We start from the raw sequence: 12,383 nt of genomic DNA, 5'->3' as shown, positions 1-12,383 counted from the left end.
GTTGTCTGCGATCACCCTGCGCAGCGCGCAAAGCACAGCCGCGAGGTAGCAGGAAACGTGCGCAAGGGGATGCCCGACGGCGGCGCAACGGCACGCTTTCAACGGTGACTGCGCGCGCAAAAAAGAGTCTCCGAGCACGCACGCGAGCTGCCGAATGGCGTGCATTCTCCACCACGGCAAAGGCATTCCGAGACTGGCAGGCGAACCCCATCGCATCCTGGAGTCCGACAGCGATCGGAAGGATGGCGCGACCAGGAGCAGAAATGAAAACGGCGCGAGTGCTTGAAGCGCTCGCGCCGTTGTCGGGCAACTCGACGATCAGGCCGTGACGGCTTTCTGCTCGTGGGAGTTGTGCAGCACTTCGATCAGGCAATCTTCCAGCTCGAAGCGTTCGTGCAGTTGCTGGCGCAGGCTCTTCAGTTCGCTGGTCAGGCAGGTGCCTTCGCGGCAATCACCGTTGTCGCAACGGTCGTTGAAGTTGAGCGCATTGGCGGTGATGGTTTCCAGCCGCGGGTAGATCTGCTTGGCCAGTTCGAGTCCACGGGTATCGCCGAAGGCCTGGGCCTCGTTCATCAGCTGTTCGTAGACTTCGAAGTGCCCCGCCGACACGTAGTCGAGCAGAAGCTGGCAGAAGCTCTGGAGGTTTTCGGCGTTGGTCTTCGGTGCCTGGACACCGTCCAGGGAATCGAATGCCCGGACCAACTCATGTCGATCCCGCAACCAGCGGTCGATCAGCTGGTGTACGCCTCCCCAACGTTCCTGGGCATTACGGCAGCTCTCGAGCATGTTGTCCTCACTTCCCTTTTCGCCGTCCCGGCAAAGTCCGCCCCGGGACAATATTCTGTCGACTCTCGACATCCGCGATGTGTGAAGCTTGTTCGGCGGCGGCTTTCCGACGGAGTGGAAAACCAGAGTATGCCCGCCCGTTATCGCCTTCAAGACACCGGCAACGGGAAAATTCATACGAGCGTTTAATCGACAGACCGCGACGCCTCTGGCCTGCGCCGATGAGGCGCAGGCCATGGCGAATTGAGATGCGACGCTCAGCCGCGGCGGCGGAAGAACTGCACGATGGCGAACAGCGCGTAACCAACGAACGCCAGCAGGCTCCACTCCGCGATGCTCATGCCGAGCAAGGTCCAGGTGATCTCGGCGCAGTCGGCCGAACCGTGGAACATGGTGTAGAGGATCTGCGTGTAGGGCATGCTTTCGAGCATGAAGTCCAGCGGCGGCAGGCACGACGGCAGTTGGTCCGGCGGCAGGGTCTGCAGCCAGATCTGGCGCCCCGCGGTGCCGGCACCACCCAGCGCACTGAGCAGGATCAGCAGCGAGTACACGCGCGGCGCGCGGCCGTGCAGCGCGGCGATCAGCGAGAACAGGCCGCAGCCGGCAAAGAAGATGCGCTGCAGGATGCACAGTGGGCAGGGCTCGAGCCCAACCACGTACTGCAGGTAGAAACCAGTGCCGAGCAAAGCGACGCAGGCGAGGAAAGCAAGGAAGAACAGGGAACGAGGGCTGGCCAGGTTCATGGCGGCTCCACTGAAAAGCGCTGTTGCACGAAAGGCCGCTACGGTAGAGGAAACACGGCGATCAGTTCAAGGCGAGTGTCTAGACTGGCCGTGGCACTCATCCAGGAATTCCTGCCATGCGTCGTCATCTCGCACTGTGCTCGCTGCTTTCCCTGACAGCAGCACCGGCCATTGCCGCCACCGATCTCAGCCAGATCCGTTTACCGGAAGGGTTTCATATCAGCCTGCTCACTGACCAGGTACCGGGCGCGCGCGCTATGGCCTGGGGTGACAAGGGCACGCTGTTCGTGGGCAGCCGCTCGGCCGACAAGGTCTACGCGGTGAAGCCCGACGGGCAGGTGAAGGCGCTCGCCGACGGCTTGCAGATGCCCGTGGGTGTGGCCTTCGACAAGGGTGACCTGTACGTTTCCTCGATCAACCGCATCGTCGTGCTGCGCGACATCGAGGCGCACCTCGATGCCCCGCCCAAGGCCGAGGAACTGCCGGCACAGTTTCCGAAGGAGACCGCGCATGGCTGGAAGTTCATCGCCTTCGGCCCCGACGAAAAGCTCTATGTACCGGTCGGCGCACCGTGCAACATTTGCCGCCCGGACCGCGAGCACTACGCCAACCTGCAGCGCATGAACGCCGATGGCAGTGCGCGGGAAGTGGTCGCCTACGGTATTCGCAACACCGTCGGCTTCACCTGGCACCCACAGACCAGGCAGCTGTGGTTCACCGACAACGGGCGTGACATGCTCGGCGACGACAGGCCCGATGACGAACTGAACAAACTCAGCAAGGCTGGCGAGGACTTCGGCTATCCGGACTGCCACCAGGGCGATATCGCCGACCCTGAGGAAGGCAAGACACCCTGCTCGGCCTTCACCCCACCAGTAGCCAAGCTCGGCCCTCACGTCGCAGCGCTCGGCCTGCGCTTCTACACCGGCGAGCAATTTCCCGCCGAGTACCGCAACAACCTGTTCATCGCCGAGCATGGCTCGTGGAACCGCACGCAGAAGATCGGTTATCGCGTGGCACGGGTCGAACTCAACGACGACGGCACGCTGAAGCGCCAGAGCGTGTTTGCCGAGGGCTGGCTCGACAAGGACGGCCAGGTCCATGGGCGGCCCGCCGACGTCCTGGTGGCACCAGACGGTTCGCTGCTGGTCAGCGACGACCAGAACGGCGCGATCTACCGGATCAGCTACGGCAAACGCTGAAAACGAAAACGGCGCCCGAGGGCGCCGTTTTCACGTGCAGCGGATCAGGCCCGCGCCGGGACCGGCAGGGACACCGGCGGCGCCAGCAGGCCGAGGCCTTCCTGGAACAGCTGGTTGCTGCGCTCCACCTCGCCCAGCTGCGCCAGCAGGCGCGCCAGTTCGGCACAGGTTTCTGCACTGCGCTGACGCGCCAGGCTGGCTTCCAGGTATTCGCGGGCCTTGCCCCACAGCTTGTTCTGCAGGCTGAGGCGACCGAGGGTCAGCAGCAGCTCGGGATCGTCGCCATGCTGCTTGAGCCAGCCTTCGGCGCTCTTCAGCTGGTGGGCGGCATCGCAGCCGCGAGCACGGCCATACAAGTGCACCAGGCGGCTGTCGTAGCCCTCCTTGAGCGCTTTGCGCAGCACCTCCTCAGCCTCTTCCGGCGCCCCCAAGCGCAGCAGCTGTTCGGCGTACGCAGCCACCAGCAGCGGCTGGGCGCGAAGGTTGCTCGGCACGTTCTGCCAGCGCTGGGTGAGCGGCTGCAGGCTGCTCTCGCCCTGCCCCACGCCCTGCTCGCCCGCCTCGCCCAGCGCAGCCATCCAGGTGCGACGCTCAAGGTCCGCCAGCTCGGCGTTCTGCAACACACGCTCCTTGCGCAGTTCCGGCAGGAGCACGCACAGCGCCTGCCATTCATGAAGGCTGACGTAGAGTTGCTGGAGCAGGCGCAGCACGGTGGGATGACGCGGATGATCCTGGTGAAGTTTGTCCAGCACCACGCGAGCGCGGGTGAAGTCACCCCGGTTGATCAGCAGTTGCGCGCGAGTCAGGCCCACGGCGAGCTCGGCGCCGGGTTCGCGCTTCAGGGCACGGTCCAGCAACTCGTCGCACTCTTCGGTCTTGCCCAGTTCGTTGGCCGCGCGGGCAGCCCCCAGGTAGTGCGGCAGCGGGCGGTCGTTCAGCTCTGCCGCGCGGCGCAGGTGACGCAGCGCCTGTGCCCAGTGGCCTTCGGCGAGATCACGCTGACCGTGCTCCTCCGCCAGCTGCGAACGGCGACGGCGGTTGAAGCGCGACCAGGGGTTCACCACGCGGCCGGAGACGCCTAGCAGACGCAGCACCAGGCGCACGGCAAGATAGATCGCCCAGAGCACCACCAGCAGCGCGAGGAAGGTCCACAGGCTGGATTCGTAGCGGAAGCTCTTGTAGGCGATCAGCACGTAGCCGGATTGTTCGGCGATGGCCAATCCCACCAGCGTGGCTGCCAGGACCACGGCGAGAATCAGGACATAGAGGCGACTCATGGCTGGGTCCCCGCGTCCGGCGCCACCGCCTCCTGCTGCTGCACCGCGCTCTCGCGGCGCGACAGGTAGGCCTGCAGCGAACTCAGGGCCGGACCGAGGTCGGGCGTCTGCACGGTGACCGCCTGGCCACTGAGCTCATCCAGGCGAGTGACGAGCGCACGGCTGTCGGCGAGATCGGCGTTGAAGAAATCGGCAATGATCTGCTTGGCCTGCTTGAGCGACTGCTCGTAGACATCCTGCTTGCCATTCAGCGCGGCCCACTGAGCCTGCTCCAGGGCCAGGCTCAGGGCCAGGCGAACACGGTCCAGCTGCTGGCCGGAGAGCAGCGGGCGGATATCCTGCCCGGCGTTGAAATCGATGCGCACGTAGCGCGAGATGCGCTCCCACCACTGGTCCCAGGTGCTGCTGCCATCGCCCCAGGCGGTGCTCGGCCCGGCGCCGCCCTCGGAGGGCCTGAACGCCGGGTTCAGCGGTTGCAGCTGGGCCGCCTGGTCGCGCAATGCGCCCAGTTGCAGGAACAGCCCGGTACGGTCCGGCCGCGGCAGCGCACGCAGCGCCTCGAGGCTCTTGGCCAGTTGCGCGCGGGCAGCGAAGGCGCCCGGATCATTGTTCACGCGGAGGATGTCGTCGGCGCCCTGGACCAGTTCGGTGGCGCTGTCGATATCCTGCAGGGCAGACAGGCGCAGCGCGGCCAGGCGCAGCAAGTGCTCGGATTCAGCCAAGCGCCACTGCTGGCGGCTCTGCCCCAGCACCTGCTTGACCTGCTTGGCCAATTGCTGCTGATCGCCCTGCAGCTCGACCACCAGGCGGCGGCGAGCTTCGAGTTCATCGGCGTTGGGCAAAGTGTCCAGGCGCTTGTTCAACTGGGCATTCGCGCTCTGCACGCCCTGCGCCTGGGCGCGGGCGTCTTCCAGTTGCGCGGCACGCTGCTGCTCGGCGGCCTTCAGTTGCTGGACCTGCCAGAGGCCCCAGCCACCTGCGGCGAGGCCGGCGGCGCCGACCAGCAGGGCCAGCAGCGCGATGCCCGTGCCGCCCTTGCGCGGGGCCGGCACGGCGGCCGGACTGGACGATGTTGGTGAAGTCTCTTGGGGAGTGACGGCTTCGCTCACAGATCCATCCTTCGCTCGGAAATTGTTCTAGTCGGCGTTTCTCAACGCTTCCATTAATGCCGCTGGGCTGGCGCCCCGGCAATCGATTACGTGCAGCGCGCCCATCTCCCGCGCCTGCTCAGCCACCCGCGGACTGGGCACGAACAAGGGCATCGCGCTTACCTGCAGCCAATCCTCCGCCGCCAGCTGCCGCAGGTGCTCCAGCCCCTGCCCACTACTGACCGCGATGGCGTTCAAACGCTCCACCTGGATTCGCCGCAGCAATTCGCCCCGGGGATAAGCCGGCAGTTCGCGCCGGTAGAGTTCCAGATAGTCGACCGCCACGCCTTGGCCGCGCAGGCGCTCGGCGAGGAATTCTCGGCCACTCTCGCCACGCATGATCAACACCTTCGGATCATGCACCTGCAGGGCCTGCTCGAACGCCGGCAGGGCCAGCAACGCTTCGCTGTCGTCGCCATCCTGCGGACAGACGACATCCAGTCCGTAGTCTTCGAGGATAGCTGCCGTGGCGGCACCGACGGTGAACCAGCGCTGGGTCAGTGGCGGTTGCGGCCAGTAGCGGTCGAGCCGCTCCAGGCCCAGGCGAGCTGCAGGCTTGCTGACCACAATAACCGCGCAATAACGGTCCAGGTCAAGGATCAGGCTGCGCTCGGCGGGTGTCTCTTCTCGCGGCGTGATCGCCAGCAAAGGCAGACAATCGCCGTGGATCCCGTGCTCGGCGAGGAAGGCAGCAAGCGCCGCGCAATCCTCGTCGGGGCGGGTCAGCAGCAGCCGCCAGCGGCTCACGGATGACCGGCCTCGCCATAGACTGCGGTAAGGATTTCCTGGGCACCCTGGTCCAGCAGTTCTTCCGCGACTTTCACCCCGAGGTCTTCAGCTTCGGCAAACGGCGCGCGGGCTTCGGCGCGCAGCAGTTGGGTGCCATCGGGCTGGCCAACCAGGCCCCGCAGCCACAGCTGGTCACCTTCGAGGATGGCGTAACAGGCGATGGGGACCTGGCAACCGCCGTTGAGGCGCTTGTTCAGCGCGCGTTCGGCAGTGACGCGCAGGGCGGTCTCGCGGTGGTGCAGCGGCTGCAGCAGCGCATGGATTTCGGCATCGGCAGTGCGGCACTCGATCCCCACCGCCCCCTGTCCGCCGGCCGGCAGGCTGGCTTCGACGCTGATGGAGGAGCGGATGCGGTCTTCGAAGCCTAGGCGAATCAGGCCGGCGGCGGCGAGAATGATGGCGTCGTATTCGCCGGCGTCGAGCTTGGCCAGGCGGGTGTTGACGTTGCCGCGCAGGAAGCGGATCTGCAGGTCCGGGCGGCTGGCCAGCAACTGGGCCTGGCGGCGCAGGCTGGAAGTGCCGACCACGCTGCCGGCGGGCAGGTCGTCGAGGCTGGCGTAGGTAGTGGAAACAAAGGCGTCGCGCGGGTCTTCACGCTCGCAGATGCAGTACAGGCCCAGGCCTTCGGGGAAATCCATCGGCACGTCTTTCATGGAGTGCACGGCGATGTCCGCCTCGTTCTCCAGCAGGGCGGTTTCCAGCTCCTTGACGAACAGGCCCTTGCCACCGATTTTCGCCAGCGGCGCGTCCAGCAGCTTGTCGCCGCGGCTGGTCATCGGCAGGAGGGTCACGGTCAGGCCGGGATGGGCCTGTTCCAGGCGGGCCTTGACGTATTCGGCCTGCCAGAGTGCCAGGGCGCTCTGGCGCGTGGCGATACGGATTTCGCGAGACATGGGCATTTCCAGGCAAAGGAAGCGTGCAAGAAAGTGCCCGCATGATAACAGCTCGCGCAAACGAAAAGCCCGGGGGCCGCCCCCCGGGCTTCAAGCGCTGCGGCACTGTGTCGCTACAGGTTATGCATGAGTCGCCGGACACCGGCGACATGGCGGCGGCTGACGGTCAGCGCATCGCCGTTGAGTCCTTTCAGGTAGAGCTGGAAGTGCCCCAGCGGTGTGCGCTGCAGGCGCTCGATGCGTTCGCGGGAGACCAGCGCATTGCGGTGGATGCGCACGAAGCGATCACCGAACTCGTCTTCCAGCGCCTTCAGCGGCTCGTCCAGCAACACCTCGCCGCCGGCGTGGCGCAGGGTCACGTACTTGTGGTCAGCGATAAAGAAGATCACGTCTTCCAGCGGAATCAGCTCGATGCCTTTTCGCGTCCGCGCGCTGATGTGACTGCGCGGGCCGGGGCCACCGGCGGCAGGAGGCTTGGTCAGCGCCGCCAGCTGCACGCGGTTGGGCCGCGAGGCTTTCTTCAGGGCGTCAGCCAGGTCCTCGCTGCGGACCGGCTTGACCAGGTAGCCGACCGCACTGACCTGGAACGCCTCCAGGGCGAACTCATCATGGGCGGTACAGAAAATCACCGCCGGCGGGGCTTCGCGCTCGCACAGCTTGGCGGCCACCTGAAGCCCGTCCAGGCCGGGCATGCGGATATCCAGCAGGACGATATCCGGCTTCAGGCTGTCGATCAGCGTCAGCGCTTCTTCGCCGTTGCTGGCGGATGGCTCGAGGACGCGATAGCCGTCCAGTTGCCCCACCAGCCGGGCCAGGCGCTCTCGCGCCAGGGGTTCGTCATCGACGATCAGGACATTCATAAGCTCAGGCTTCCTGCATGAGACGCGCACATGGATAGCGTAGACAGGTGAAGTGCCGTCCGTCACGGCGCTCGACGGTGAGACTAGCTTTTGGCCCGAAAAGTGCCGCAAGTCGCGCCGCAATATTTTGCAGGGCTTGCTTGGTCCCCTTCGTGGGCAGCGTCTCGGTCGACTCGTCGTACGGGTTGCTCACGCAGAGCTGGAACACACCGTCACGGTAGTCCGCCTCAACTTTCACCAGACCGCCTTCGATGCGCGGCTGGATGCCATAAATCAATGAGTTCTCTAGCAATGGCTGCAGCGTCAGTTGGGGAATCGGCACGCCATCGGGTACGCCGCTCACCTGCCAGTCCATCTGCAACCGGTCGCCAAGACGGAACTGCTCAATGGAAAGATAGCGTCTGGCCAGCTCAAGTTCCTCTCCCCAGGAAATTAATGTTCCAGGTTTGGCCAGGCTGGCGCGGAAAAGATCCGAAAGATTCAACACCGCCAGCTCGGCCTTGCCCGGATCGACCTCGATCAGGCTGGCAATGCTGTTGAGGCTGTTGAACAGGAAATGCGGACGGATGCGCGCCTGCAGCGACTCGATCCGCGCCCGCAGCTCGGCCTGTTCCTGGCGCCGCCATTGGCTCAGTAGATAAAAGTAGCGTAGCAACAGCGTGGACATGATGAGCGCAATCAACGCATGCCGCAGGTAGAGGTTGACCTCGCCGGTGCGGTTCATGGGCCCGCCGAGGGAGAAATAATCCGCCACCCAGGTGCAGCCCAGCGTCAGCAGGACCACCAGCGCACAACTGAGCAGCCCGGAGAACCACGCCGGCCAGCGCGCCATGAACGGCCGCAACTGGCACAACAGGCCGGCCGAGAGCAGCACGATCCACTGCACGAACAGCGAGGACAGGGCCAGGCGCACCCAGTTGAAGCTGGGTGTCATCGGCTCGGCGAGCACCAGGACGAGCACCAGCAATTCGGCGAGCAGCACCAGGCTGAACAGCGCTTCGGGCTGGCAGAGTTCGGGGATGAAGTAGTCTTCGTTGGGCGCCGGCTTGTCGCCGGTCTTCGTCAGTATGGGCATCGACGCAGTTTCCGTAAGCGCCTGCACGGCGGCAAGCGCCGCGTGCGACCAAAAGCCTGGAATTGTCGGGCAGCGCAAAGATCGGCCACGGGCCCCGCGACGATTCACCGCCCCTCCCCCGCCGCCACCCGCCAAAGCGCCGCCGGTTTTGTGCTTCAGCCTGCTATTATCGTCGCACTTTGCCCTTCATGCAGGCCGCGCGCCGCGCCTGCCCGTTCCAGCGAGAGAGATCCATGAGCGTAGAGAAGACCAACCAGTCCTGGGGCGGCCGCTTCAGCGAGCCCGTCGATGCCTTTGTCGCCCGCTTCACCGCTTCCGTCGACTTCGACAAGCGCCTCTACCGCCACGACATCATGGGCTCCATGGCTCACGCCACCATGCTGGCCAAGGTCGGCGTGCTGACCGACGCCGAGCGCGACACCATCATCGACGGGCTGAAGCAGATCCAGAGCGAGATCGAAGCCGGCACCTTCGACTGGCGCGTCGACCTCGAAGACGTGCACATGAACATCGAAGCACGCCTCACCGACCGCATCGGCATCACCGGCAAGAAACTGCACACCGGCCGTTCGCGCAACGACCAGGTGGCCACCGACATCCGCCTGTGGCTGCGTGACGAGATCGACCTGATCCTCGCCGAGATCACCCGCCTGCAGCAGGGCCTGCTGGGCCTCGCGGACGCTGAAGCCGACACCATCATGCCGGGCTTCACCCACCTGCAGACCGCGCAGCCGGTGACCTTCGGCCACCACCTGCTGGCCTGGTTCGAGATGCTCAGCCGCGACTACGAGCGTCTGGTGGACTGCCGCAAGCGCGCCAACCGCATGCCCCTGGGCAGCGCCGCGCTGGCGGGCACCACCTACCCGATCGACCGCACTATCACCTGCGAACTGCTGGGATTCGAAGCGATCTCCGGCAACTCGCTGGACGGCGTGTCCGACCGTGACTTCGCCATCGAATTCTGCGCCGCCGCCGCCGTGGCGATGATGCACCTGTCGCGCTTCTCCGAAGAGCTGGTGCTCTGGACCAGCGCTCAGTTCCAGTTCATCGACCTGCCCGACCGCTTCTGCACCGGCTCTTCGATCATGCCGCAGAAGAAGAACCCGGACGTACCGGAGCTGGTGCGTGGCAAGTCCGGCCGTGTATTCGGCCACCTCGCCGGGCTGCTGACCCTGATGAAGGGCCAGCCGCTGGCGTACAACAAGGACAACCAGGAAGACAAGGAACCGCTGTTCGACGCCGCGGACACCCTGCGCGACAGCCTGCGTGCCTTTGCCGACATGGTTCCGGCGATCAAGCCCAAGCGCGAGATCATGCGCGAAGCGGCCCGCCGCGGCTTCTCCACCGCCACCGACCTGGCCGACTACCTCGTACGCCGTGGCCTGCCGTTCCGTGATTGCCACGAGATCGTCGGCCATGCCGTGAAGTACGGCGTGGACAGCGGCAAGGACCTGGCCGAGATGAGCCTGGACGAGCTGCGCCAGTTCAGTGACCAGATCGACGACGACGTGTTTGCCGTGCTGACCCTGGAAGGCTCGGTGAACGCCCGCGACCACATCGGCGGCACCGCACCGAACCAGGTCCGCGCCGCCGTGGTGCGCGGCAAGGAACTGCTGGCCGCGCGCTAAGCACACTGGTTCATGCACTACTGGAACCAGGAGAACTTCGAAGGACTGGAACGGCTCGCCGATGAACTGGCGAGCCTGCCCAGCCTGCAGGCGCTGGCGGATTACGCCCGCGCCCGCAGTCGAGGCGTGCGTCGCGAGGCGTTTGCCGCCCTCGAAGGCTTCCTGCGCCATGCTCCCGCCCCCGATTCCCTGCCAGCCCGCGAGCTGAGCCTGCAGATTCTGACGCTGCACAGCCAGACGCGCGAAGCCCACCAGTTCCTCGCCCAGCCGCTGCTCGCACGCTTCCTGGTCCCGACACTGCAAGCCTGGATCGACAGCGAACCGACGACGCACGCACCGCTGCGCTGGCTGGGACTGCTGCAGAATGATGGCGATCTCCTGCGCCGCGCGCTGGCGGCCGGCCCGGACGATGTCGCTGTTCGCTACCGATTGATCGATTTCGCCCTGGGCGCCGCGGATCACGCGACACACCATCTCGACGAAGGCTTCTTCATCGGCGAACCAGCCGACGCGCGCGAAGCGCTGGAGCTTGCGGCCCGACTGATCGACGAGGCGCCGGACGCCGGCCCGTTCTCGCGCCAGGCCGAAGAAACCGTGCAGCTTTTCGCCCTGCTGGATGACTGGCAGGCCTACTCGGCACAGCCTGAAGGCAACTTTGCGGCCTGGTGCGCCGAGCGGCGGCGGCCGTACGCCTGGGCGAAGAAGTACTACTACACCCCGTCCTGACTGCTCAGGTTCGCCCCAGGAAGCCCAGCTGCGCCGGTGTCAGCTGCAGCATGCGCGCCGCCTTGTGGTCGCTGAGCCTGGGCAGCTCCTCTTCCGGAAGGCGCGCCGCACTGGCGGCGAGATTGACGATCAGCGCCTCGCGGCTGAACACGCCACTGTCGATGGCGTAGGCCGCGGCAATCAGGTTGCGCAGCTCGAGTGGCAGGCGCCAGCGGGTGCGCAATGCAGAGCCGAAGCCAGCGCCGTGCTCCTTCAGGGCCTTGTCCACTTCCGCCTCGCTCAGCGCGCCGCCAGCGCTGTGCCAATCCTGCAGGCTGCGCAGCAGCGCAAGGTCGCCCAGGCAGTGCAGCAGGCCGGCAGTGAAGCAACGGTCAGCATCGGCGCCCAGCGACTCCGCCAGGGCGAAGGCGGCATCGGCGGTATGCCGGGAAAGCTCCCAGAAACGCTCGGCGCGCTCCTTGAGCAAGGGATCGGCCAGGGTCGCCGCTCGCTGCAGGGCGACCGCCAGCATCAGGTTCAGCGCCTGCGCCACACCCAGACGCGACAGCGCCTGCATCAGTGTCTGGCAAGGCATGCCAACGTGCCGCGCGGCACTGTTGGCGGCGGAGATCAGGCAGGCGGTGATCTGCGGATCATGGCCGAACTCCTGCTCGAGCATCTCCAGGTTGATGTCGCTCGCCTCCATGCAGCGGTTCACCGCCGCACCGACCTCGCCCATCAGCGGCGCGCCTTCGGTGGCGTCGCGCTCGGTCTGCAGGAAGCGCTCCAGCGACAGACTCTGCTCCAGGGTCGGCAGTTCGCAGACGACGCTCTCCCCCGGCGCCAGCAACAGCGAGCGCAAGCGCTCACGCAGATTCTCAGCGTTGAAGGGTTTGACCAGGTAAGCCGTGGGCGCCAGTGGCAAGGCGGCGCGCACGCTGGCGGCATCGGCCTTGGCGCTGATCAGGATGAACGGCTGGGCGACCGGCCCGCGGCGGCGCATACGCACGTGGCGCAGCAATTCCAGGCCATCACTGCCAGGCAGTTCGCGCTCGGCCAGGATCAGGGTGAACGGGTGCCGGCGGCAGGCCTCGATGGCCGTGTCACCGTCCTCGCAGAATTCGACGCTCGCATCGCAGCGCACGCTCAGCACCAGTTGGCCAAGCAGTTCGCGACTCCAGGGATCACTGGCAGCGATCAGCACGCCGGGAGAAACGCTCATGGACCGCACCTCGTTCGGGACACGCACCGTCGCGGGCGGAAACAACCGATCCAGA

12 protein-coding genes are annotated in these 12,383 nt (G+C 65.9%); 3 read left to right on the top strand and 9 right to left on the bottom strand.

Annotated elements, in window-relative coordinates:
* Positions 1–318: 318 nt before the first annotated feature.
* Together AC1ZV1_RS01535 and AC1ZV1_RS01530 are read right to left on the bottom strand one after the other, a co-directional pair.
* Positions 319–786, bottom strand: coding sequence for an Rsd/AlgQ family anti-sigma factor (locus AC1ZV1_RS01535; RefSeq protein WP_045213212.1), 468 nt, complete (start codon positions 784–786; stop codon positions 319–321).
* A gap of 257 nt (positions 787–1,043) precedes the next feature.
* The gene (locus tag AC1ZV1_RS01530; protein ID WP_484295231.1) at positions 1,044–1,529 is read right to left on the bottom strand and encodes a disulfide bond formation protein B; all 486 of its coding nucleotides are present in this window, start codon (positions 1,527–1,529) and stop codon (positions 1,044–1,046) included.
* 116 nt (positions 1,530–1,645) lie between these two features.
* Between AC1ZV1_RS01530 and AC1ZV1_RS01525 the strand changes: the two genes are divergently transcribed.
* Positions 1,646–2,731 carry a PQQ-dependent sugar dehydrogenase gene (locus AC1ZV1_RS01525; protein WP_484295230.1) on the top strand — a complete coding sequence of 362 codons (1,086 nt, stop codon included), beginning with the start codon at positions 1,646–1,648 and terminating at the stop codon, positions 2,729–2,731.
* A gap of 44 nt (positions 2,732–2,775) precedes the next feature.
* On the opposite strand, the gene AC1ZV1_RS01520 is transcribed toward AC1ZV1_RS01525, so the two are convergent.
* The 6 genes from AC1ZV1_RS01520 to AC1ZV1_RS01495 form a co-directional block, all read right to left on the bottom strand.
* The gene (locus tag AC1ZV1_RS01520; RefSeq protein ID WP_484295229.1) at positions 2,776–4,008 is read right to left on the bottom strand and encodes a heme biosynthesis HemY N-terminal domain-containing protein; all 1,233 of its coding nucleotides are present in this window, start codon (positions 4,006–4,008) and stop codon (positions 2,776–2,778) included.
* Positions 4,005–5,117, bottom strand: coding sequence for a uroporphyrinogen-III C-methyltransferase (locus AC1ZV1_RS01515; protein WP_484295228.1), 1,113 nt, complete (start codon positions 5,115–5,117; stop codon positions 4,005–4,007). Before AC1ZV1_RS01515 ends, AC1ZV1_RS01520 begins: the two co-directional genes overlap by 4 nt.
* 27 nt (positions 5,118–5,144) lie before the next feature.
* On the bottom strand, positions 5,145–5,903 hold the full coding sequence (locus AC1ZV1_RS01510) for a uroporphyrinogen-III synthase (RefSeq protein WP_484295227.1): 759 nt from the start codon (positions 5,901–5,903) through the stop codon (positions 5,145–5,147).
* Positions 5,900–6,838, bottom strand: coding sequence for a hydroxymethylbilane synthase (gene hemC / locus AC1ZV1_RS01505; RefSeq protein ID WP_484295226.1), 939 nt, complete (start codon positions 6,836–6,838; stop codon positions 5,900–5,902). Before hemC ends, AC1ZV1_RS01510 begins: the two co-directional genes overlap by 4 nt.
* A gap of 113 nt (positions 6,839–6,951) precedes the next feature.
* Positions 6,952–7,698: an alginate biosynthesis regulator AlgR gene (algR, locus tag AC1ZV1_RS01500; protein ID WP_017521347.1), complete on the bottom strand. Its 747-nt coding sequence runs from the start codon at positions 7,696–7,698 to the stop codon at positions 6,952–6,954.
* 4 nt (positions 7,699–7,702) lie between these two features.
* The gene (locus AC1ZV1_RS01495) at positions 7,703–8,773 is read right to left on the bottom strand and encodes a sensor histidine kinase (RefSeq protein ID WP_484295225.1); all 1,071 of its coding nucleotides are present in this window, start codon (positions 8,771–8,773) and stop codon (positions 7,703–7,705) included.
* Between the two features lie 233 nt (positions 8,774–9,006).
* Between AC1ZV1_RS01495 and argH the strand changes: the two genes are divergently transcribed.
* Positions 9,007–10,401, top strand: a complete 1,395-nt coding sequence (argH, locus tag AC1ZV1_RS01490; RefSeq protein WP_484295224.1) for an argininosuccinate lyase — start codon at positions 9,007–9,009, stop codon at positions 10,399–10,401.
* 12 nt (positions 10,402–10,413) lie between these two features.
* Positions 10,414–11,127, top strand: a complete 714-nt coding sequence (locus AC1ZV1_RS01485) for a hypothetical protein (RefSeq protein ID WP_484295223.1) — start codon at positions 10,414–10,416, stop codon at positions 11,125–11,127.
* 4 nt (positions 11,128–11,131) lie between these two features.
* On the opposite strand, the gene AC1ZV1_RS01480 is transcribed toward AC1ZV1_RS01485, so the two are convergent.
* A complete protein-coding gene (locus AC1ZV1_RS01480) occupies positions 11,132–12,328 on the bottom strand; it encodes an HDOD domain-containing protein (protein WP_484295222.1) in 1,197 nt (398 codons plus the stop codon).
* Between the last annotated feature and the right edge of the window lie 55 nt (positions 12,329–12,383).

The sequence above is a fragment of the Pseudomonas sp. BB438 genome (genome assembly GCF_057180225.1).
The sequence above is the reverse complement of the archived record's forward strand: the minus strand, read 5'-3'. Positions and strand labels throughout refer to the sequence as shown.

Bases quoted from the DNA above. Each gene is read 5' to 3' on its own strand.
- AC1ZV1_RS01535 (WP_045213212.1), bottom strand. From the start codon at position 786: ATGCTCGAGAGCTGCCGTAATGCCCAGGAACGTTGGGGAGGCGTACAC.
- AC1ZV1_RS01530 (WP_484295231.1), bottom strand. From the start codon at position 1,529: ATGAACCTGGCCAGCCCTCGTTCCCTGTTCTTCCTTGCTTTCCTCGCC.
- AC1ZV1_RS01525 (WP_484295230.1), top strand. From the start codon at position 1,646: ATGCGTCGTCATCTCGCACTGTGCTCGCTGCTTTCCCTGACAGCAGCA.
- AC1ZV1_RS01520 (WP_484295229.1), bottom strand. From the start codon at position 4,008: ATGAGTCGCCTCTATGTCCTGATTCTCGCCGTGGTCCTGGCAGCCACG.
- hemC (WP_484295226.1), bottom strand. From the start codon at position 6,838: ATGTCTCGCGAAATCCGTATCGCCACGCGCCAGAGCGCCCTGGCACTC.
- algR (WP_017521347.1), bottom strand. From the start codon at position 7,698: ATGAATGTCCTGATCGTCGATGACGAACCCCTGGCGCGAGAGCGCCTG.
- AC1ZV1_RS01495 (WP_484295225.1), bottom strand. From the start codon at position 8,773: ATGCCCATACTGACGAAGACCGGCGACAAGCCGGCGCCCAACGAAGAC.
- argH (WP_484295224.1), top strand. From the start codon at position 9,007: ATGAGCGTAGAGAAGACCAACCAGTCCTGGGGCGGCCGCTTCAGCGAG.
- AC1ZV1_RS01485 (WP_484295223.1), top strand. From the start codon at position 10,414: ATGCACTACTGGAACCAGGAGAACTTCGAAGGACTGGAACGGCTCGCC.
- AC1ZV1_RS01480 (WP_484295222.1), bottom strand. From the start codon at position 12,328: ATGAGCGTTTCTCCCGGCGTGCTGATCGCTGCCAGTGATCCCTGGAGT.